The 15,757-nt window shown below is 71.0% G+C and carries 17 protein-coding genes; 12 read left to right on the top strand and 5 right to left on the bottom strand.

What is annotated here, in order from left to right; all coding sequences use genetic code 11:
- Positions 1-22 precede the first annotated feature (22 nt).
- The 7 genes from QK288_RS01500 to QK288_RS01470 all read left to right on the top strand — a co-directional run bounded on the left by QK288_RS01500 (position 23) and on the right by QK288_RS01470 (position 4,375).
- Positions 23-739, top strand: coding sequence for a hypothetical protein (locus QK288_RS01500; protein ID WP_281266051.1), 717 nt, complete (start codon positions 23-25; stop codon positions 737-739).
- The gene (locus QK288_RS01495; RefSeq protein WP_281266050.1) at positions 739-1,317 is read left to right on the top strand and encodes an ATP/GTP-binding protein; all 579 of its coding nucleotides are present in this window, start codon (positions 739-741) and stop codon (positions 1,315-1,317) included. Before QK288_RS01500 ends, QK288_RS01495 begins: the two co-directional genes overlap by 1 nt.
- A complete protein-coding gene (locus QK288_RS01490) occupies positions 1,317-1,748 on the top strand; it encodes a roadblock/LC7 domain-containing protein (protein ID WP_281266049.1) in 432 nt (143 codons plus the stop codon). The genes QK288_RS01495 and QK288_RS01490 overlap by 1 nt, the downstream gene beginning before the upstream one ends.
- A gap of 86 nt (positions 1,749-1,834) precedes the next feature.
- Positions 1,835-2,194, top strand: coding sequence for a hypothetical protein (locus QK288_RS01485; RefSeq protein ID WP_281266048.1), 360 nt, complete (start codon positions 1,835-1,837; stop codon positions 2,192-2,194).
- 109 nt (positions 2,195-2,303) lie between these two features.
- Positions 2,304-2,942 (top strand): hypothetical protein, encoded by a 639-nt coding sequence (locus QK288_RS01480; RefSeq protein ID WP_281266047.1) that lies wholly within the window; start codon positions 2,304-2,306, stop codon positions 2,940-2,942.
- Positions 2,932-3,729, top strand: a complete 798-nt coding sequence (locus QK288_RS01475) for a hypothetical protein (RefSeq protein ID WP_281266046.1) — start codon at positions 2,932-2,934, stop codon at positions 3,727-3,729. Before QK288_RS01480 ends, QK288_RS01475 begins: the two co-directional genes overlap by 11 nt.
- A gap of 82 nt (positions 3,730-3,811) precedes the next feature.
- Complete coding sequence (locus tag QK288_RS01470; protein WP_281266045.1) at positions 3,812-4,375, top strand: hypothetical protein; 564 nt, start codon at positions 3,812-3,814, stop codon at positions 4,373-4,375.
- A 180-nt stretch (positions 4,376-4,555) separates the two neighbouring features.
- Here the strand turns inward: QK288_RS01470 and QK288_RS01465 are convergent, their stop codons facing one another.
- The 5 genes from QK288_RS01465 to QK288_RS01445 all read right to left on the bottom strand — a co-directional run bounded on the left by QK288_RS01465 (position 4,556) and on the right by QK288_RS01445 (position 8,388).
- On the bottom strand, positions 4,556-5,251 hold the full coding sequence (locus QK288_RS01465; protein ID WP_281266044.1) for a CGNR zinc finger domain-containing protein: 696 nt from the start codon (positions 5,249-5,251) through the stop codon (positions 4,556-4,558).
- Positions 5,252-5,268: 17 nt separating this feature from the next.
- Positions 5,269-5,775: a SprT-like domain-containing protein gene (locus tag QK288_RS01460; RefSeq protein ID WP_281266043.1), complete on the bottom strand. Its 507-nt coding sequence runs from the start codon at positions 5,773-5,775 to the stop codon at positions 5,269-5,271.
- Positions 5,772-6,614: a hypothetical protein gene (locus QK288_RS01455; protein ID WP_281266042.1), complete on the bottom strand. Its 843-nt coding sequence runs from the start codon at positions 6,612-6,614 to the stop codon at positions 5,772-5,774. Before QK288_RS01455 ends, QK288_RS01460 begins: the two co-directional genes overlap by 4 nt.
- Positions 6,615-6,669: 55 nt before the next feature.
- A complete protein-coding gene (locus tag QK288_RS01450) occupies positions 6,670-7,449 on the bottom strand; it encodes a DUF4064 domain-containing protein (RefSeq protein ID WP_281266041.1) in 780 nt (259 codons plus the stop codon).
- Positions 7,450-7,545: 96 nt separating this feature from the next.
- Positions 7,546-8,388 (bottom strand): fused MFS/spermidine synthase, encoded by an 843-nt coding sequence (locus QK288_RS01445; protein WP_281266040.1) that lies wholly within the window; start codon positions 8,386-8,388, stop codon positions 7,546-7,548.
- A 130-nt stretch (positions 8,389-8,518) separates the two neighbouring features.
- Between QK288_RS01445 and QK288_RS01440 the strand changes: the two genes are divergently transcribed.
- From QK288_RS01440 to rpoB, 5 genes are all read left to right on the top strand, one after another.
- The gene (locus QK288_RS01440) at positions 8,519-9,019 is read left to right on the top strand and encodes a hypothetical protein (RefSeq protein ID WP_281266039.1); all 501 of its coding nucleotides are present in this window, start codon (positions 8,519-8,521) and stop codon (positions 9,017-9,019) included.
- On the top strand, positions 9,016-10,299 hold the full coding sequence (locus QK288_RS01435; RefSeq protein WP_281266038.1) for a histidine kinase: 1,284 nt from the start codon (positions 9,016-9,018) through the stop codon (positions 10,297-10,299). The genes QK288_RS01440 and QK288_RS01435 overlap by 4 nt, the downstream gene beginning before the upstream one ends.
- Positions 10,296-10,982, top strand: a complete 687-nt coding sequence (locus QK288_RS01430; RefSeq protein ID WP_281266037.1) for a response regulator transcription factor — start codon at positions 10,296-10,298, stop codon at positions 10,980-10,982. Before QK288_RS01435 ends, QK288_RS01430 begins: the two co-directional genes overlap by 4 nt.
- Positions 10,983-11,313: 331 nt before the next feature.
- Positions 11,314-11,886: a hypothetical protein gene (locus QK288_RS01425; RefSeq protein ID WP_281266036.1), complete on the top strand. Its 573-nt coding sequence runs from the start codon at positions 11,314-11,316 to the stop codon at positions 11,884-11,886.
- A gap of 337 nt (positions 11,887-12,223) precedes the next feature.
- Positions 12,224-15,712, top strand: a complete 3,489-nt coding sequence (gene rpoB, locus QK288_RS01420) for a DNA-directed RNA polymerase subunit beta (RefSeq protein ID WP_281266035.1) — start codon at positions 12,224-12,226, stop codon at positions 15,710-15,712.
- Positions 15,713-15,757 lie beyond the last annotated feature (45 nt).

The following is a 15,757-nucleotide window of genomic DNA, read 5'->3' as shown; positions in this document are numbered from 1 at the left end:
GCCCCAGGAGGAGACACCACCGATGGAGACACCACCGATGGAGCCAGCGCCGATGGAGCCCGCACTGCCGGACGGGGCCGTTGACCGCGTGCCCGTCATGTCCGACGACACGGGAGCGATGCCGCGCTTCGGCTGGACCCGGGTCGCCATGGCGCTCCGGCCGATGTGGGACGCGCAGGACGACGTGCTGCGCGTCGAGATCGCCGGACACGAGCCGCTGCTCATCGACGTCACCGCGAACGCCTACTGGTGGTCCACCGACCTCGCCGACATGCCGATCGAGCCGCTCGAGCTGCGGGTCGGCCGCGAGTCCCGCGAACAGGACTCCGCCGTCACGACCACGCCGGGGAACGAGCTCCAGTCGCTCCTCTGGCACATCGGCCTCAACTCCTTCCCCGGTGAGCTCGCCTGGTGGCTGCAGCGCGACGACACCTACCGGCTGCAGCGCTGGCCGAACTTCACCACGCTCGCGCACACCCCCGACCACGTGCGGATGACGTCCATGCTCGGGTACGCGTCGCTCACGATCGACGAGCTCGCCGAGCAGGCGAACGTCGCACCCGCCGAGGCCCGTCGCGTGGTCAACGCCTTCAGCCTGATGCGGATCCTCCGGTCGACGGCCCCCGACGTCGCGATGGCCCGTCCGGCGTTCGACCGCCCGGTCGTCACCGCCACGGCCACGGCCGCACCCGCTCGCGGTGGCCTCTTCCGCCGCCTGCTCGACCGGCTGGCCCGCTGATGGCCGAGCACGTCATCCTGTTCGCCGGCCCGATGGGCGCCGGCAAGACCACCGCGATCGAGGCGCTCAGCGAGGTCCCCGTCGTCCGGACCGAGGCCGCGAACACCGACCGCGAGACGGCGGACAAGGCGACCACGACGGTGGCGCTCGACTACGGCGAGATCACCGTCGGCGACGTCGACAAGGTCCGGCTGTACGGCATCCCGGGACAGCGCCGGTTCGACTTCATGTGGCAGATCCTGAAGGACCGCGCGCGTGGGCTCGTCGTGCTCGTGAACGCCGACGCACCCGACCCGGTCGCGAGCATGCTCGAGTTCATCGAGGAGTTCCGCGACCTGCACGACCGCGGCGGTGTCGTGGTCGGGGTGACCCGTGCGGACGTCGTCGGCGGGACCTCCACCGACGCGTTCTCCGACGCCCTGTCCGCGGCGCACCCCGAGATGCTCGTGCCCGTCTTCACCGTCGACCCCCGCGAGCCGGAGCAGATGACCACCGTCCTGTTGACGCTCGTCGCCAACATCGAGATGCGCGCGGCCATGGCGCCAGCGGCTCCCGCTCCCGCGCAGGAAGTGCACTGATGTCACTCGCCCCCCACCAGGATCCCGTCGTCATCGACCTCGGTCGCGTCGAGCTCACCGCGATGCGCGACATGACCACGTCGCTGATCACCGCGTCGCTCCTCAGCGACGACGGCTTCGAGATCGTCCGCCTGTCCGACAGCGCCTCCGCACCGACCGACGGGGCCCGGTTCGCCAGCATGGCGAGCTCCATCCAGGCGCTCAGCGAGGCCGTCGCCCGCGAGCTCACGATGGGTACCAGCGAGTACGTCATCATCGCCGCCGAGCGCGGGCACGTCGTGCAGATGCGCATCCCGGGGCAGACGATCGTGCTCGCCGCCCTGTTCGACACCGACGAGATGCTCGGCAAGGCGCTGACCGTGTCCCGCCGCTGTGCGACCCGCATCGCCGAGGCGCTCGCGGTCCCCGCTCCCGTCCCCGCCGGCTCCTGATCCGAGCCCGGCACCGAAGCTCCTCGCCACCGCGGCGGGGCCCGGCGCGTCCCTGCGCGTCGGTACCGAACGACAAGGAAACCCGAATGGCCACCATCACCGACTCCCTCAACGAACTCGTCTCCGTCGACGGCGCCATGGCCGCGGCCGTGGTCGACAGCGGCTCCGGCATGCTGCTCGGCGGCGCCGGCAGCGGCATCGACCTCGAGCTCGCCGCCGCGGGCAACACCGAGGTCGTGCGCGCGAAGCTCAAGACCGCGAAGTCCCTCGGTCTCGCCGACTCGATCGACGACATCCTCATCACGCTGTCCTCGCAGTTCCACATCATCCGCCCGCTGGCGAGCCACCCCGAGGTCTTCATCTACTTCGTGCTGGACCGGGCGAAGGCGAACCTCGCGCTGGCCCGCATGAAGGCCAAGGACATCGAGGGCTCGCTCACCTTCTGATCCGTCCCGACGGCCCCCGCGTGATCGCGGGGGCCGTCGTCGTCCGTATGCTTGCCGTGCGATCCGCACCGTGGGGTCCGCATCACCGTCTTGGGGAGGAACCGGTCCGTTGAGCGAGTCACCACCCGTCGTCCCGCCGATCCCCTCCGTCCCGGTGCCGTCCGCTCCGTCACCGTCGACCTCGGCCGCGCCCTCCCAGCAGCGGCAGGGCACCCGGCTCGGCTGGGACCCGGGGCAGCCGGCGCTCTACGAGCAGTGGGGCGTCCAGAGCCAGACCCCGAAGCGCGCGATGGGGTCGGACATCGGCGTCCTGCCCGAGCTCGAGCGCACCGAGACCACCCGCCGCCCGCTCTGGCGGCACCCGGCGTTCCTCGTCTCCGCGGCCCTCGCCCTGATCGCCGTCGTGATCGGTGCCGTGCTCGTCGTCCGCGCCGTCACCGCAGAGGGACCGCCGTCGCCGTCCGGCCTCGCGGTGCAGTCCGGCTCCGGGAACGTCCGGGTGTCCTGGAAGGGCGACGACGTCGCGTGGTCGGTGTTCGTCGTCGAACCCGGCACGAAGCCCGTCGACGTCAGCCGGCTGGTCCGCGGCACCGAGGTCTGGATCCCGAAGTCGTCCGGCCTGTACGACGCCGACTCGTGCTTCGTCGTCCGCGCGACCGCCGACAACCAGGGCAAGAGCGTGCCGACGGACGCCGGTGCGCTGTCGGAGCAGGGCGCGAAGCAGGTCTGCGTGGGCGATGCGGGCTGACGCACGAGTGCGGCGCTGGTCGGCCGCCGCCGGGGTCGTCGCGACGGCGCTCGTGCTGACCGCGTGCTCCGGGCAGGCTCCGACGGACATCGCGGTCACCCCGACCGCCACCGGGTTCGGCGGGCAGGCCCCGGTGGACGGTACGAGGAACGGCATCGAGACCGTCGACGGGACGACCGCACTGCAGGACGTCCTCGCGGCGATGCGCTCCGAGCCCGTCGTCGCGACGGGCACCGTCACCGAGCTCGTGCCGGACCCCGCCGCCGCGAAGGGGTCCGGTGACACGGTGCCCGGCCGGACCGTGCGGATCGACTACCGCGGCACGACCGAGGACTCCGCGCTGCGACTGTCCGTCGGCGACGTGTCCCTCGATGCCCGTCGCCGGGCCGACGACGTGTGGGTGTCCGGAAACGCCGCGTTCGCCGCGCAGTCCGGTCTCGCGAAGGTGACCAGCGGCCGGGTGTGCGTGCCCGCGACCTCCGCCACCGTGCGGGACCTGGCGCCGTTCACCGAGCCCGACGACCTGCTGCGGAGCATGCTCGGTACCGGGTCCGACGTCACGCTGCACCCCGGGGCGGTCACCGGCACCGGCGACGACGCCCGCGTGCAGATCGTCGTCGCGAACGGGTCCTCCCCGATCGGGTCGCTCGTCGTCTCCGCCGTGGGGGAGCCCGTGCCGTACTCGTTCCGGGCATCGGACACCACCGGAACCGTCGAGCTCTCCTTCGCCGACTGGGGGAAGTCCCAGGACCTCGGCGATCCCGACCACGTCGTCACCGACTGCTGACGGCGCCCGTCCCGACCCGCGCCGGACGCGAGGTTGCTTCGACGACGTGCCCCGAGCCTCCCGGGTCCGTACCGTGGCGACCATGCAGGGGACCAGACGACGACTGACCACGGCGAGCGTGCTCGCCATCGCCGCCGCCGCGGTGCTCAGCGGGTGCGCGCAGGGCGGCCACGACATGGGTGACTCCGTGACGACGAAGCTCAACGGCTCCGCGTTCCACGGGCAGCTCGACATCCGCGCCACGAAGGTCGAGCGGGTCACCGCGGCCGCGATGGACCAGTTCGGGCTGAACCCGAAGGGCGACGACGCGTACCTCGCGCACTTCACCGTCAAGCGGGTGTCCGGTGCGTTCGACCCGGACGCGGTCGGAGACCTGACGAACGACGCGTGGGGGCTCCGCGCGGCCGACAAGCTGCAGGCCGGGCCGGAGCTCGCCGCGAGCGACCGGAACGACGTCCTGCAGGAGGCGTGCCCGTTCGACCGGAAGGCGATCACGTCGGCGCTGACGGGCACCGGCACCGCGGACGTCTGCGCCGTGCTGCTGGCGCCGAAGGACTCCACCGTCGACGCGGTGAGCTACATGCGTGCAGCGCCCGTGGACGAGGCCCCCGAGGGCGACTCGACGATCACCTGGCGCGCGGAGTAGGCGCGCGCCGTTCCGGTTGTCGACTCGGAACGACAGAGTCGCTGTCGTACGACAACGGTCGTGTCGCTCCCACGCGGCCGCAACAGTTGCACGCGCGGGGTTGCGACAGCATCGTTGTCGTACGACAACGGTTCTGTCGTTCGGGGTCGGTGACGTTCGACGCGCTCGCCGACCCGCAGGTCAGGCGGCGGCGCGCCGAGCGCGGTGCGCGCGCACCTTCGCGCGGTTCCCGCAGCGCTGCATCGCGCACCACCGGCGCGTGCCGCCGCGGGACGAGTCGTAGAACACGAGCCCGCAGTCCGGCGCCGAGCAGCGGCTGAGGCGGGTCGGCCGGCCGTCGGCCTCCACGTCGTCGAACCCGACCTCGGTGAACAGGGCGACGGCGTCGCGAGCGACGCTCGAGAGCGCCTGTGCGAGCCGCACACGGTTCGCTCCGGCCCGGCGACGGCCACCCGGGAGGCTCGGGGGCACGTCCGGCAGGGCGGCGAACAGGTTGACGGTGTCGATGTCGTCTGGCGCGGGGCGCGTGCGGCCGGTCCCGGCACGCAGGCCGGCGGCGACCGCGGTGCGCTCGGCAGCCGTGGACGCCGGCGCGGGCGCCGCCGCGACCGCGAGACGGCCGATGGCGGCGCGGAGTTCGCGGGCGTCCTGCAGCTCGCGGGCGCTCGCGCCGACGTCGATCGGTTCGGTGTGGTCGCTCAACCACTCGTCGAGGTCGGCCGGCGTGACGAGGAGTTCACCGAGCTGAGCGCGGGGGCGTCGTCCGTCGGGGTCGTCGGCGAACCCGCCGGTGTGCGCGAAGTCGAGGGCGATCCGTCCGGCGTCGAAGAACCACGACGACCCCGAGTCCGTGCGGATGTTCTGCCCCGTCTGCATCCGCCCAGGCTAACGGGTTACCGGCGCGCCTCGGTGCCGAGTTCGGAACGCGCGGGCTCCGTCCGGGCGACGTCCGCCCGGCGGGTCCACGTGATGAGGTGGCGCTCGTCGAAGCGGCGGGAGCACTTCGCGCACGCCAACGGTCTGGTCGGCGTGCGGTAGCGGAAGTGCTCGTGTCCTGCCGGGCACTCGCCGACCCACGGGGCCAGTTCGCTGGCGATCGGGCCGTCGTGCAGGCGGGACCCGGTGTACCCGATCGCGGCAGCCGTGCGCCGCCACTTCGGCCCGTGCCCGGCGCGGGCACCGCTCAGGGCGTGCGCGACCTCGTGCAGCAGGACCTGCTCGACGTCGTCGTCCGAGAACCGGACGGCGAGGTGCTTGCTCACCGTGATCCGGCGCTTGGCGAAGTCGCACTGACCTGCACGGGTCTTGGCGTTGTCGAAGCCGAACGACCACGACCCGGTGCCCAGGTGCGCCGCGATGAGCTCCGCGGCGCGGGAGCGGACCTGGTCGAGCGACGTCACCGGTCGGCTGGGCCCTGCCGCTGGGAGCGGTCGGTCCGGTCGGCGCGATCGGAGAGCTTGCCCCAGAGGCTGTCCGCCTCGGTGCGGGCGGCATCCGGTGCCCCGAGGACCCGGCGGCGGACCGGCGGGACCTCCTTCACGGGCTCGGCGACGCGCGTGACCGGGTCGGTCTCGCGACGGACCGCTGCCTCTCGTGCGGTGCGGGGACGGTCGGCGGTCGGGCGCTCGGGAGCTGCCGCCGGCTGGGCGATGGACGCGCGCATCGCCGCCTCGACGGCCGAGCGGAGCGCGTCGGTGCGTTCGGACGGGGCCCCGGCGGCGCGGAACGCCTCGTACGAGCGACCGAGGACCTCGCGCGCCTCCTCGAAGCGGTTCAGCTCGAACAGCGACCAGCCCTCGAGCTCGGCGGCAGCGCCCTCGAGCTCAGGCCATTCCTCCGTCGCCGCCGTGTCACGGGCGAGGGCCGATTCGGTCGCGGCCCGCTCGTACCGGCCGAGGTCGTGCAGAACGTGCGCACGCCGGATCCGTGCGGCGACCTTGTCGGCGCGTTCCCCCGTGAACATGGTCAGCCGGAAGACCTCTTCCGCGACGACGAGGGCCTCGTCGAGGCGGCCGAGCAGGCGCAGGAGTTCCGCGCGCTCGGCGAGGGCCTCGGTGCTGCGGCTCTGCCCGAGGGCACGGAGGCGGTCCTGGACCACCTGCACGTCCACGGCCGGACGGAGGCTGATGGGCGCGAAGGTGCTGCCCGGGCTGACACCGGCGGTGACGGGAGCCGCGTGGCGCGGTTCCCGGGCGCGGTCGTCCTGGTCGTCGAGGTGCTGGCGGTCGTCGGGGGACATCAGGGTCGAGGGTAACCGTGCGTGCCCGGGAGCGGCCGGTGCCACACGCGGTTGCTCAGGAGACGCCGTTCGAGACCGCGACCGCGGCGACTGCTGCGTACGTGACGAGCACTGCGATCACCGCGACGATCGCGAGTACGACCGCGAAGACACCCCAGCCGCGTCCGCGCTTCGTCGCGATCGCGATGATGCCCTGCACCAGGGCCCAGAGACCGATCACCGTCCCCAGGAGGAACAGCACACCAGCACCCGCGAGCGCCGGGTCGTTCTCCATGTCCTGGAACTGCGACGGGTCGGGGGTCGTGCTCCCGCCGTTCTGCAGGAGCTGGTCGAACGCGCTGCTCTGGACGATCGCGGTGCCGAAGAGGTAGCCGGTGATGACGCCGACCACGAGTGCGACGAGCCCGAGGACGAACGCGATGACACCGACGGTCTTCTTCTTCGCCTTCGGTTCCTCGTAGCTCTGCCACCCGGGGGCGCCGGCGGACGCGGGTGCCGCTGCTGCGTGCTGCTGACCGCCCCACGTCGGAGCGCCCTGCTGCTGGTCGTGCTGCTGCTGGCCGTACTGCGGCTGCCCGTACTGCGACTGCGGCTGCCCGTACTGCGGCTGCTGCTGGCCGTACTGCGGCTGCTGCTGGCCGTACTGCGGCTGCTGCGGTGCTGCCTGCTCGCCGTACTGCGGTGCGGACGCCGGGGTGATGCGCTCGCCGTATCGCGGTGCATCGTCCTGCGGAGCCGGCGGCTGCTGCGTCGGCTGCTGCGGAGCGGGCTCGCCCCAGCTCGGTGCCTGGCCGTCGCCCGGCCGGTCCTCGTTGCTCCGGTCGTCGTTCGTCATGAGCGCTTCCCCGTCTCGTTCGTCCACGCACCTGCGCGGTCGTTCAGCACCCATCCTGGCAGCGGCACCACCAGGTTGCCCGCAAGCAGGTCCGGGTCAGGCGCCGAAGACGGACCGGTTCGGTTCCGGAGACGCGACGGCCGTCGCGTCGGTGACGATCGGCGCACCGGCGATGAACGACCGGAGCTCCGCCCCGTGCACGACCTTCGCGGGCATCGGGTCGGACGAGTACCGGCGGGGCATGTCCGCGACCGGGAGGTCCGTGGGGGAGCCGAGCAGCACGATGTTGCCGAACCGACGGCCCTTCAGCATGCCGGTGTCCGCGACAGCCGCGACGGACGGCAGCACCGACTGCAGCGTCGACGCCTGGCCCCTTGCGAAGGCGAGACCGGCACCGTCGGCGACGTTCACAGCGACGATGCCCGTCGGGGACAGGAACTCGGCGACCTCGCGGTAGAACTCGATGCTCGTCACGTGTGCCGGGATCCGTGCGCCGCCGAACACGTCCACGACGGCCAGGTCGACGGTGCCGCGCAGCCCGTGGGGGAGCTTGCCGAGGACCTCGCGCGCATCGCCGTACCGGACCCGGATCGAGGCGCCTCGGGGGAACGGCAGGGCCTCACGCACCTGGTCGACCAGATCGCGCTCGAGCTCGATCACCTGCTGCCGGGAACCCGGTCGGGTCACCGCGACGTAGCGCGGGAGCGTCAGGGCACCGGCGCCGAGGTGCAATGCCGTGATCGGTCCGGGCGGCAGCAGGTCGATGGCGTGACCGATCCGACGGATGTACTCGAACGCCAGGTGGGTCGGGTCCTCGAGGTCGACGTGCGACTGCGGCGTGCCGTCGACGACGAGCGTGAACGAGCCGGGCCGGTGCCGGTCGGGCTCGATCACCGAGAACCCGGCACCGAGCTTGAACCCGTCGAACGCATCAGCCATGGGTCCATGGAACACCACGCGATCACCACCCACGTCCCCACCCGTGGTTGGTGTGGCCCGCTGAGCGTCCGAACCACGATGGGATCACCGGTCGGGAACCCCCGCCGGACCCCACCGAAAGGCACACATCATGTCGGTCCAGCTCATCGCGAACATCGTCATCGGGCTCGCGCTCGTCGGGTTCCTGGCGTACCGGCAGGCGACCTGGCGCTACCTCGACCCGGCGCGGATCTGGCGCACCCCGCTCGTGATGGCGGTCATCGGCGTCGTCGTCCTGGCGCAGACGAAGGCCACGATCACCACGACGGACATCGTCTTCCTCGGGATCGAGGCGCTCATCTCGGTCGGCGTGGGTCTGGCGATGGGCACCATGACCCGCTTCCGGACGGTGTCGACCCCTGATGACAAGGGCCGCACGATCCAGTCCCGCACCGGCTGGTACGGCGCCGGACTCTGGTTCGTGCTCATCGCCGTGCGAGTCGGGCTGGACGTCGTCGGCGGGAACATGGGCGCACACCTCCTCACCTCCACCGGCGCGATCCTGCTGATGCTCGCGATCAACCGTGCCGCCCGCGCGCTCGTCATCGACCAGCGCATCCCCGGACGGACCCGCGGCATGATGGTCAGGTGACCTTGCTGTCCGTCCCCGAGCCGACCGACCCGTCCGCGGGCCGGTCGCGTTCGCGTCTCGGGTGGGTGCTGAGCGCCGTCGGCATCGTCGCCGTCACGTTCTGGTTCATCAGGAACGGCATCGCCGAGGAGCTCCCACCGTGGGTCTGGGTCGTCGGCGGCGTGACGATCGCGGCGTGGACGCTCCGGGAGTTCGTCAGGACGCCCTGCACGATGGCGGCAGCCGGCGCGGTCATGGTCGTCGCGGGCTCCGCGGTGGTCGCTCCGACCGACGCGCTGATGATCGCGGCGGTGATCGTCGGCATCGTCGTGCTGCAGGCGAGTGCAGCGGTCCCGGTGTGGACCGGAGTCGTCGCCGCGCTGGTCGCCCTCGTCGAGATCGCCGTCTCCGCGAGTCTCGAGGGCGCCACCGTGCACTTCGTCCTCGGGTCGTGCGCCGGGCTCGTCCTCGGGATCCTCGTCGGGTTCAGCCGGCGGCAGTACCGCGTCGCCGAGCAGCAGGCGCGCCAGGCCGAACGCGACCAGCAGCGCGCCCGGCTCCTGGCCGACCGGTCGCGGGCCGCCCGGGACATCCACGACGTCCTCGCGCACTCCCTGGGCGGCCTGGTGCTGCAGCTCGACGCGGTGGAGGCCCTGCTCGAGGCCGGCCGGGTCGACGAGGCCACGCAGCGTGCCGGTGCCGCGCGCACCCTCGCGGCCGACGGTCTCGCCGAGGCCCGCCGGGCGGTGCACGCCCTCCGCGACGACGCAGAAGCGGACACGCACGCCGCCGCAGACGCGGACACGCACGCCGCCGCAGACACAGACCCAGCCGCGACCACCGACACAGCCCCAGCCGCAGCACCCGACGCACCCGACGCCGGCCTGCACCCCCTCGTCGCCGCCCACCGCGACTTCGGCGGAGAACTCGTCGTCACCGGCGACCTCGCCCTCGCGGACCTGGACGACGCCCACCGCGCCGTCGTCGTCGCGAGCACCCGGGAGGCCCTGAGCAACGCCCGCCGCCACGCCCCCGGCCGACCGGTGTCCCTCTCGGTGATCCGGGACGGCGACGCCGTCGACGTGGTCGTCGCCAACCCGCTCTCCGGCGGCGGGCACGGGTTGATCGGCATCCACGAGCGCTTCGCGGAGCTGGACGCCGGCGCCACCGTCGAGGCCGAACGCTCCGAGGACGAGTTCGTCGTCGCGATGCACGTCCCCGTCGCCGGCGCCCGCGTCGACGAACCAGACGCGCAGGACGTGCAGAACGCGCAGGACGTGCAGAACGTGACGGACGCGTGACCATCCGCGTGCTCGTCGTCGACGACCAGGCCATCGTGCGCGACGGTCTGGTGACGGTGCTGTCCCTGGTGCCGGACCTCGAGGTCGTCGGAGAGGCCGCCGACGGAGCGGAGGCGCTCGCCGCGGTGGAACGCTGGTCCCCTGATGTCGTGCTGATGGACCTGCGCATGCCGGACGTCGACGGTCCGACCGCCACCGCGCGCATCACGGCCGAGCACCCCGACGTGGCCGTGCTCGTGCTGACGACGTTCGCCGACGACGAGTCCATCACCACCGCGCTCCGAGCAGGTGCCCGCGGCTACCTGACGAAGGACGCCGGTCGCGTGGAGATCGCCACCGCCATCCGCGCCGTCGCGTCCGGGCAGTCCACGTTCGACGCCGCGGTCGGAGCACGACTCGTCGCACAGCTGACCGGAACGCCGCTGACCGGAACGCCGCTGACCGGAACCCCGCTGGCCCGGACGGCCGTGACCAGGCCCCCTGCGTCCCTCCGGCAGCGCTTCCCCGAGCTCACCCCGCGTGAGGCCGACGTGCTCGAGCGCATCGCCGACGGCCGGACGAACCCGGAGATCGCCGCCGAGCTGTTCCTCACCGTGCCGACCGTGAAGTCGTACGTGAACCAGCTGTTCCAGAAGCTCGGTGTCCGCACCCGCGCGGAGGCCGTCGCCCTCGCCCTGCGCTGACGCGCGAGCGCGGCCGGCCGGCTGATGCGTGCTCACCGCCGCCCAGATGAATGCGTACACATGAACGGCCAGTGAACGCCAAGCGTCCTGACGTATCGTCGACGACCGTCGTCGTGCCGGGTGCGTCGACCCCCTGGAGCCCCCACCTCCCCGCGGGTCCGCACGCCGGCCGACCGTGACGCGCGTCGCTGTGCAGTGCACCCCACGCCGTCACCCGCAGTCCGACTGCGGCTCCTCGGCGTGCTCGCGCGCACCGACCATTGAGTACATTGCGTTCGTTATGTAAAATACGGATGCAGCATCCGCCGGCCACAACCGCAGGAGACCCGACATGTCCGCCGACACCATGAGCATCCAGACGCACCGTCCCGCCACGCCGAGCGTGCCAGCGGTGGCGACCCGCGCCTCCCGTCCGTTCCACGCGGACCGCGAGACGGCCCCCGTCTGGATGCGCGTGATCGGTGGTGCGCTCCTCACGGCGGGTGTCGGGCTGACCGCGGCCGTGCTCGGCTGGCCGGGGGAGGCACCGGAGGCGGCGCTCCTCGTCCCGGGTCTCGTCGGCGTCGTCGTCGGACTGCTCCTGCTGCTGGCGCGGTCCGGGTTCACGGTGACCGACACGCACGTCACCCTGCACTTCCGCCCCCTCCCGCCCCGGCGGATCGCGCGGCACCGGATCGTGGACGCCCGTCTCGTCGAGGCCGACGCGGCGACGTACGGCGGCATCGGCCTGCGGCTCGGCCGCGGGGTCCGGGCGCTGCTGCTCACCCCGGGGCTCGGCATCGAGCTCACGGACGAGCGTGGTCGCGTCACGTTCGTGCGGACGCGGCGTCCGGAAGACGCGTTCCGTGCGCTGGCGGGCCTGACTGGAGGCTCGGCTGCAGCTGAGCGCGAACGCCTGGGCTGAGCGCACGGCCGGGAATGGCTGCTGGTCGCCGCTGCTTATACACGGCAGTCCTGATCTTGGTCAAGCCAGGACTGGACATCGTGCGCGAGCGCTGCCTATGATGGCAGTTCGCGCTCCCTGGCATCCGTGTCGTCATATTGCGGTCGACGCCCGCCCCGGTGAGTTCGGTCCCGTATATGTCGGCGGGCACCGCTCACCCAGATCATCGCACATGTGTTCCCGCTCACGCGGCTGGCCCATGATCGCGTGTCTTCGAGGGTTGCGCCGAGCGTTCAATCCACTCACCTACATGCTGCTCGTCAGTACCGGCCCGACGGGGCCTACGGAGGTCACACCCTTGGCTGCTGCGCCCAACGCATCCACCAACCCCAAGAACGGTCGCAACCACTCGCGACTCTCGTTCGCCAAGATCACGGACACCCTCACGGTTCCCGATCTGCTCGCTCTCCAGACGGAGAGCTTCGACTGGCTCGTCGGCAACGACGTCTGGAAGGCCCGACTGGCCGAGGGGCAGGAGCAGGGTCGTACCGACCTCGCGCTGCACTCCGGCCTCGAGGAGATCTTCGAGGAGATCTCCCCGATCGAGGACCTCGGCGAGACCATGCAGCTCTCGTTCACGTCCCCGGAGCTCGAGGACCCGAAGTACTCCATCGACGACTGCAAGGAACGCGGCAAGACCTACGCCGCCCCGCTGTACGTCAACGCCGAGTTCATGAACCACATGACCGGTGAGATCAAGACGCAGACGGTCTTCATGGGCGACTTCCCGCTCATGACCGAGCGCGGCACCTTCATCATCAACGGCACCGAGCGTGTCGTCGTCTCGCAGCTCGTCCGCTCCCCCGGCGTGTACTTCGAGCGTCAGCAGGAGAAGACGTCCGACAAGGACATCTACTCCGCTCGCATCATCCCGTCGCGTGGCGCATGGCTCGAGTTCGAGATCGACAAGCGCGACCAGGTGGGCGTGCGCATCGACCGCAAGCGCAAGCAGTCGGTCACGGTCTTCCTCAAGGCCCTCGGCCTGACGAGCGAGGAGATCCTCGACGAGTTCCAGGGCTTCGCCTCCATCGAGTCGACCCTCGAGAAGGACGCCATCCTCACCAAGGAAGAGGCGCTCAAGGACATCTACCGCAAGCTCCGTCCGGGCGAGCAGGTCGCTGCCGAGGCCGCGCGTGCGCTCCTCGACAACTTCTACTTCAACCCGAAGCGCTACGACCTCGCGAAGGTCGGCCGCTACAAGCTGGACCGCAAGCTCGGGATCGACGCGCCGCTGTCCGACTCGGTGCTGTCCGTCCAGGACATCGTCGCGACGATCAAGTACCTGGTCTCGCTGCACGCCGAGCGCACCACGATCGACGGCGTCCGCGACGGCGAGCCGGTGCAGCTCCGCCTCGACGTGGACGACATCGACCACTTCGGCAACCGTCGCATCCGCGCGGTGGGCGAGCTCATCCAGAACCAGGTCCGCACGGGTCTGTCCCGCATGGAGCGCGTCGTCCGCGAGCGCATGACCACGCAGGACATCGAGGCGATCACGCCGCAGACGCTCATCAACGTGCGTCCCGTCGTCGCCGCGATCAAGGAGTTCTTCGGAACGTCCCAGCTGTCGCAGTTCATGGACCAGAACAACCCGCTCGCGGGCCTGACGCACAAGCGTCGTCTCTCGGCCCTCGGCCCGGGTGGTCTGTCCCGTGAGCGTGCCGGCGTCGAGGTCCGCGACGTCCACCCGTCGCACTACGGCCGCATGTGCCCGATCGAGACTCCTGAAGGCCCGAACATCGGTCTGATCGGCTCGCTCGCGTCGTTCGGTCGGATCAACTCGTTCGGCTTCATCGAGACCCCGTACCGTCGCGTCGTCAACGGCGAGGTCACGAAGACCATCGACTACCTCACCGCCTCGGAAGAGGACGAGTTCGTCGTCGCGCAGGCCAACGCCCCGCTGACCGACTCGTTCCACTTCGCCGACGACAAGGTGCTCGTCCGCAAGAAGGGCGGCGAGGTCGAACTCGTCGCCAAGGACGAGGTCGACTACATGGACGTCTCCCCGCGCCAGATGGTGTCGGTCGCGACGTCGCTCATCCCGTTCCTCGAGCACGACGACGCGAACCGCGCCCTCATGGGTGCGAACATGCAGCGCCAGGCAGTGCCGCTCCTCCGCTCCGAGTCGCCGCTCGTCGGCACCGGCATGGAGGGCTACACCGCCATCGACGCCGGCGACGTCGTCACCGCCGACAAGGCCGGTGTCGTCTCCGAGGTCTCGGCCGACGCCGTGACCCTGCAGCTCGACGAGGGCGGCACGCAGACGTACTACCTGCGCAAGTTCGACCGCTCGAACCAGGGCACGAGCTACAACCACCGCGTCGTCGTCTCGGCCGGTGAGCGTGTGGAGCAGGGCGAGGTCATCGCCGACGGCCCCGCGACGGAGAACGGCGAGCTCGCGCTCGGCAAGAACCTCCTCGTCGCGTTCATGCCGTGGGAGGGCTACAACTACGAGGACGCGATGATCCTGTCGCAGAACCTCATCAAGGACGACACCCTCTCCTCGATCCACATCGAGGAGTACGAGGTCGACGCCCGCGACACCAAGCTCGGCAAGGAAGAGATCACCCGCGACCTCCCGAACGTCAGCCCGGACCTCCTGGCCGACCTCGACGAGCGCGGCATCATCCGCATCGGTGCCGAGGTCCGCCCCGGCGACATCCTCGTCGGCAAGGTCACGCCGAAGGGCGAGACCGAGCTCAGCGCCGAAGAGCGCCTCCTCCGCGCCATCTTCAACGAGAAGTCGCGCGAAGTCCGCGACACCTCGCTGAAGGTGCCCCACGGTGAAGAGGGCACGATCATCGGCGTCAAGGTGTTCGACGCGCAGGACGGCGACGACGAGCTCGGCTCGGGCGTCAACCAGCGCGTGGTCGTCTACATCGCCCAGAAGCGCAAGATCACCGCCGGTGACAAGCTCGCCGGTCGTCACGGCAACAAGGGCGTCATCTCGACGATCCTGCCGGTCGAGGACATGCCGTTCCTCGCGGACGGCACCCCGGTCGACATCGTGCTCAACCCGCTCGGCGTCCCCGGCCGCATGAACTTCGGCCAGGTCCTCGAGATCCACCTCGGGTGGCTCGCGAAGCAGGGCTGGAACGTCGAGGGCGTCCAGGAGTGGGCATCGGCCCTTCCGGAGGCGGCGCGCAGCGCGGCACCCGGCACGAAGGTCGCCACCCCGGTGTTCGACGGTGCCTACGAGCGTGAGATCGAGGGCCTCCTCGACTCGACGCTCCCGAACCGCGACGGCGAGCGCCTGATCGGTTCCTCCGGCAAGGCCCAGCTCTTCGACGGTCGCTCCGGCGAACCGTTCCCGGAGCCGGTCTCGGTCGGGTACATGTACATCCTGAAGCTCCACCACCTGGTCGACGACAAGATCCACGCCCGTTCGACCGGCCCGTACTCGATGATCACGCAGCAGCCGCTGGGTGGTAAGGCGCAGTTCGGTGGACAGCGTTTCGGCGAGATGGAGGTGTGGGCGCTCGAGGCGTACGGCGCCGCCTACGCCCTCCAGGAGCTCCTGACGATCAAGTCCGACGACATCCTCGGCCGCGTGAAGGTCTACGAGGCGATCGTCAAGGGCGAGAACATCCAGGAGCCCGGCATCCCGGAGAGCTTCAAGGTCCTCATGAAGGAGATGCAGTCGCTCTGCCTGAACGTCGAGGTCCTCTCGGCCGACGGCCAGGCGGTCAGCCTCCGCGACACGGACGACGAGGTCTTCCGTGCCGCTGAAGAGCTCGGCATCAACATCTCCTCGCGGTTCGAGTCGTCCTCCGTCGACGACATCTGATCCCGCCCCGCCCGACAACGTTTCGAATTCAGCAAGAGAGAAGAA

Origin of the sequence: Curtobacterium sp. 9128 (genome assembly GCF_900086645.1) — a bacterium.
GTDB lineage: Bacteria > Actinomycetota > Actinomycetes > Actinomycetales > Microbacteriaceae > Curtobacterium.
This window is presented reverse-complemented; position numbering and strand designations above follow the sequence as displayed.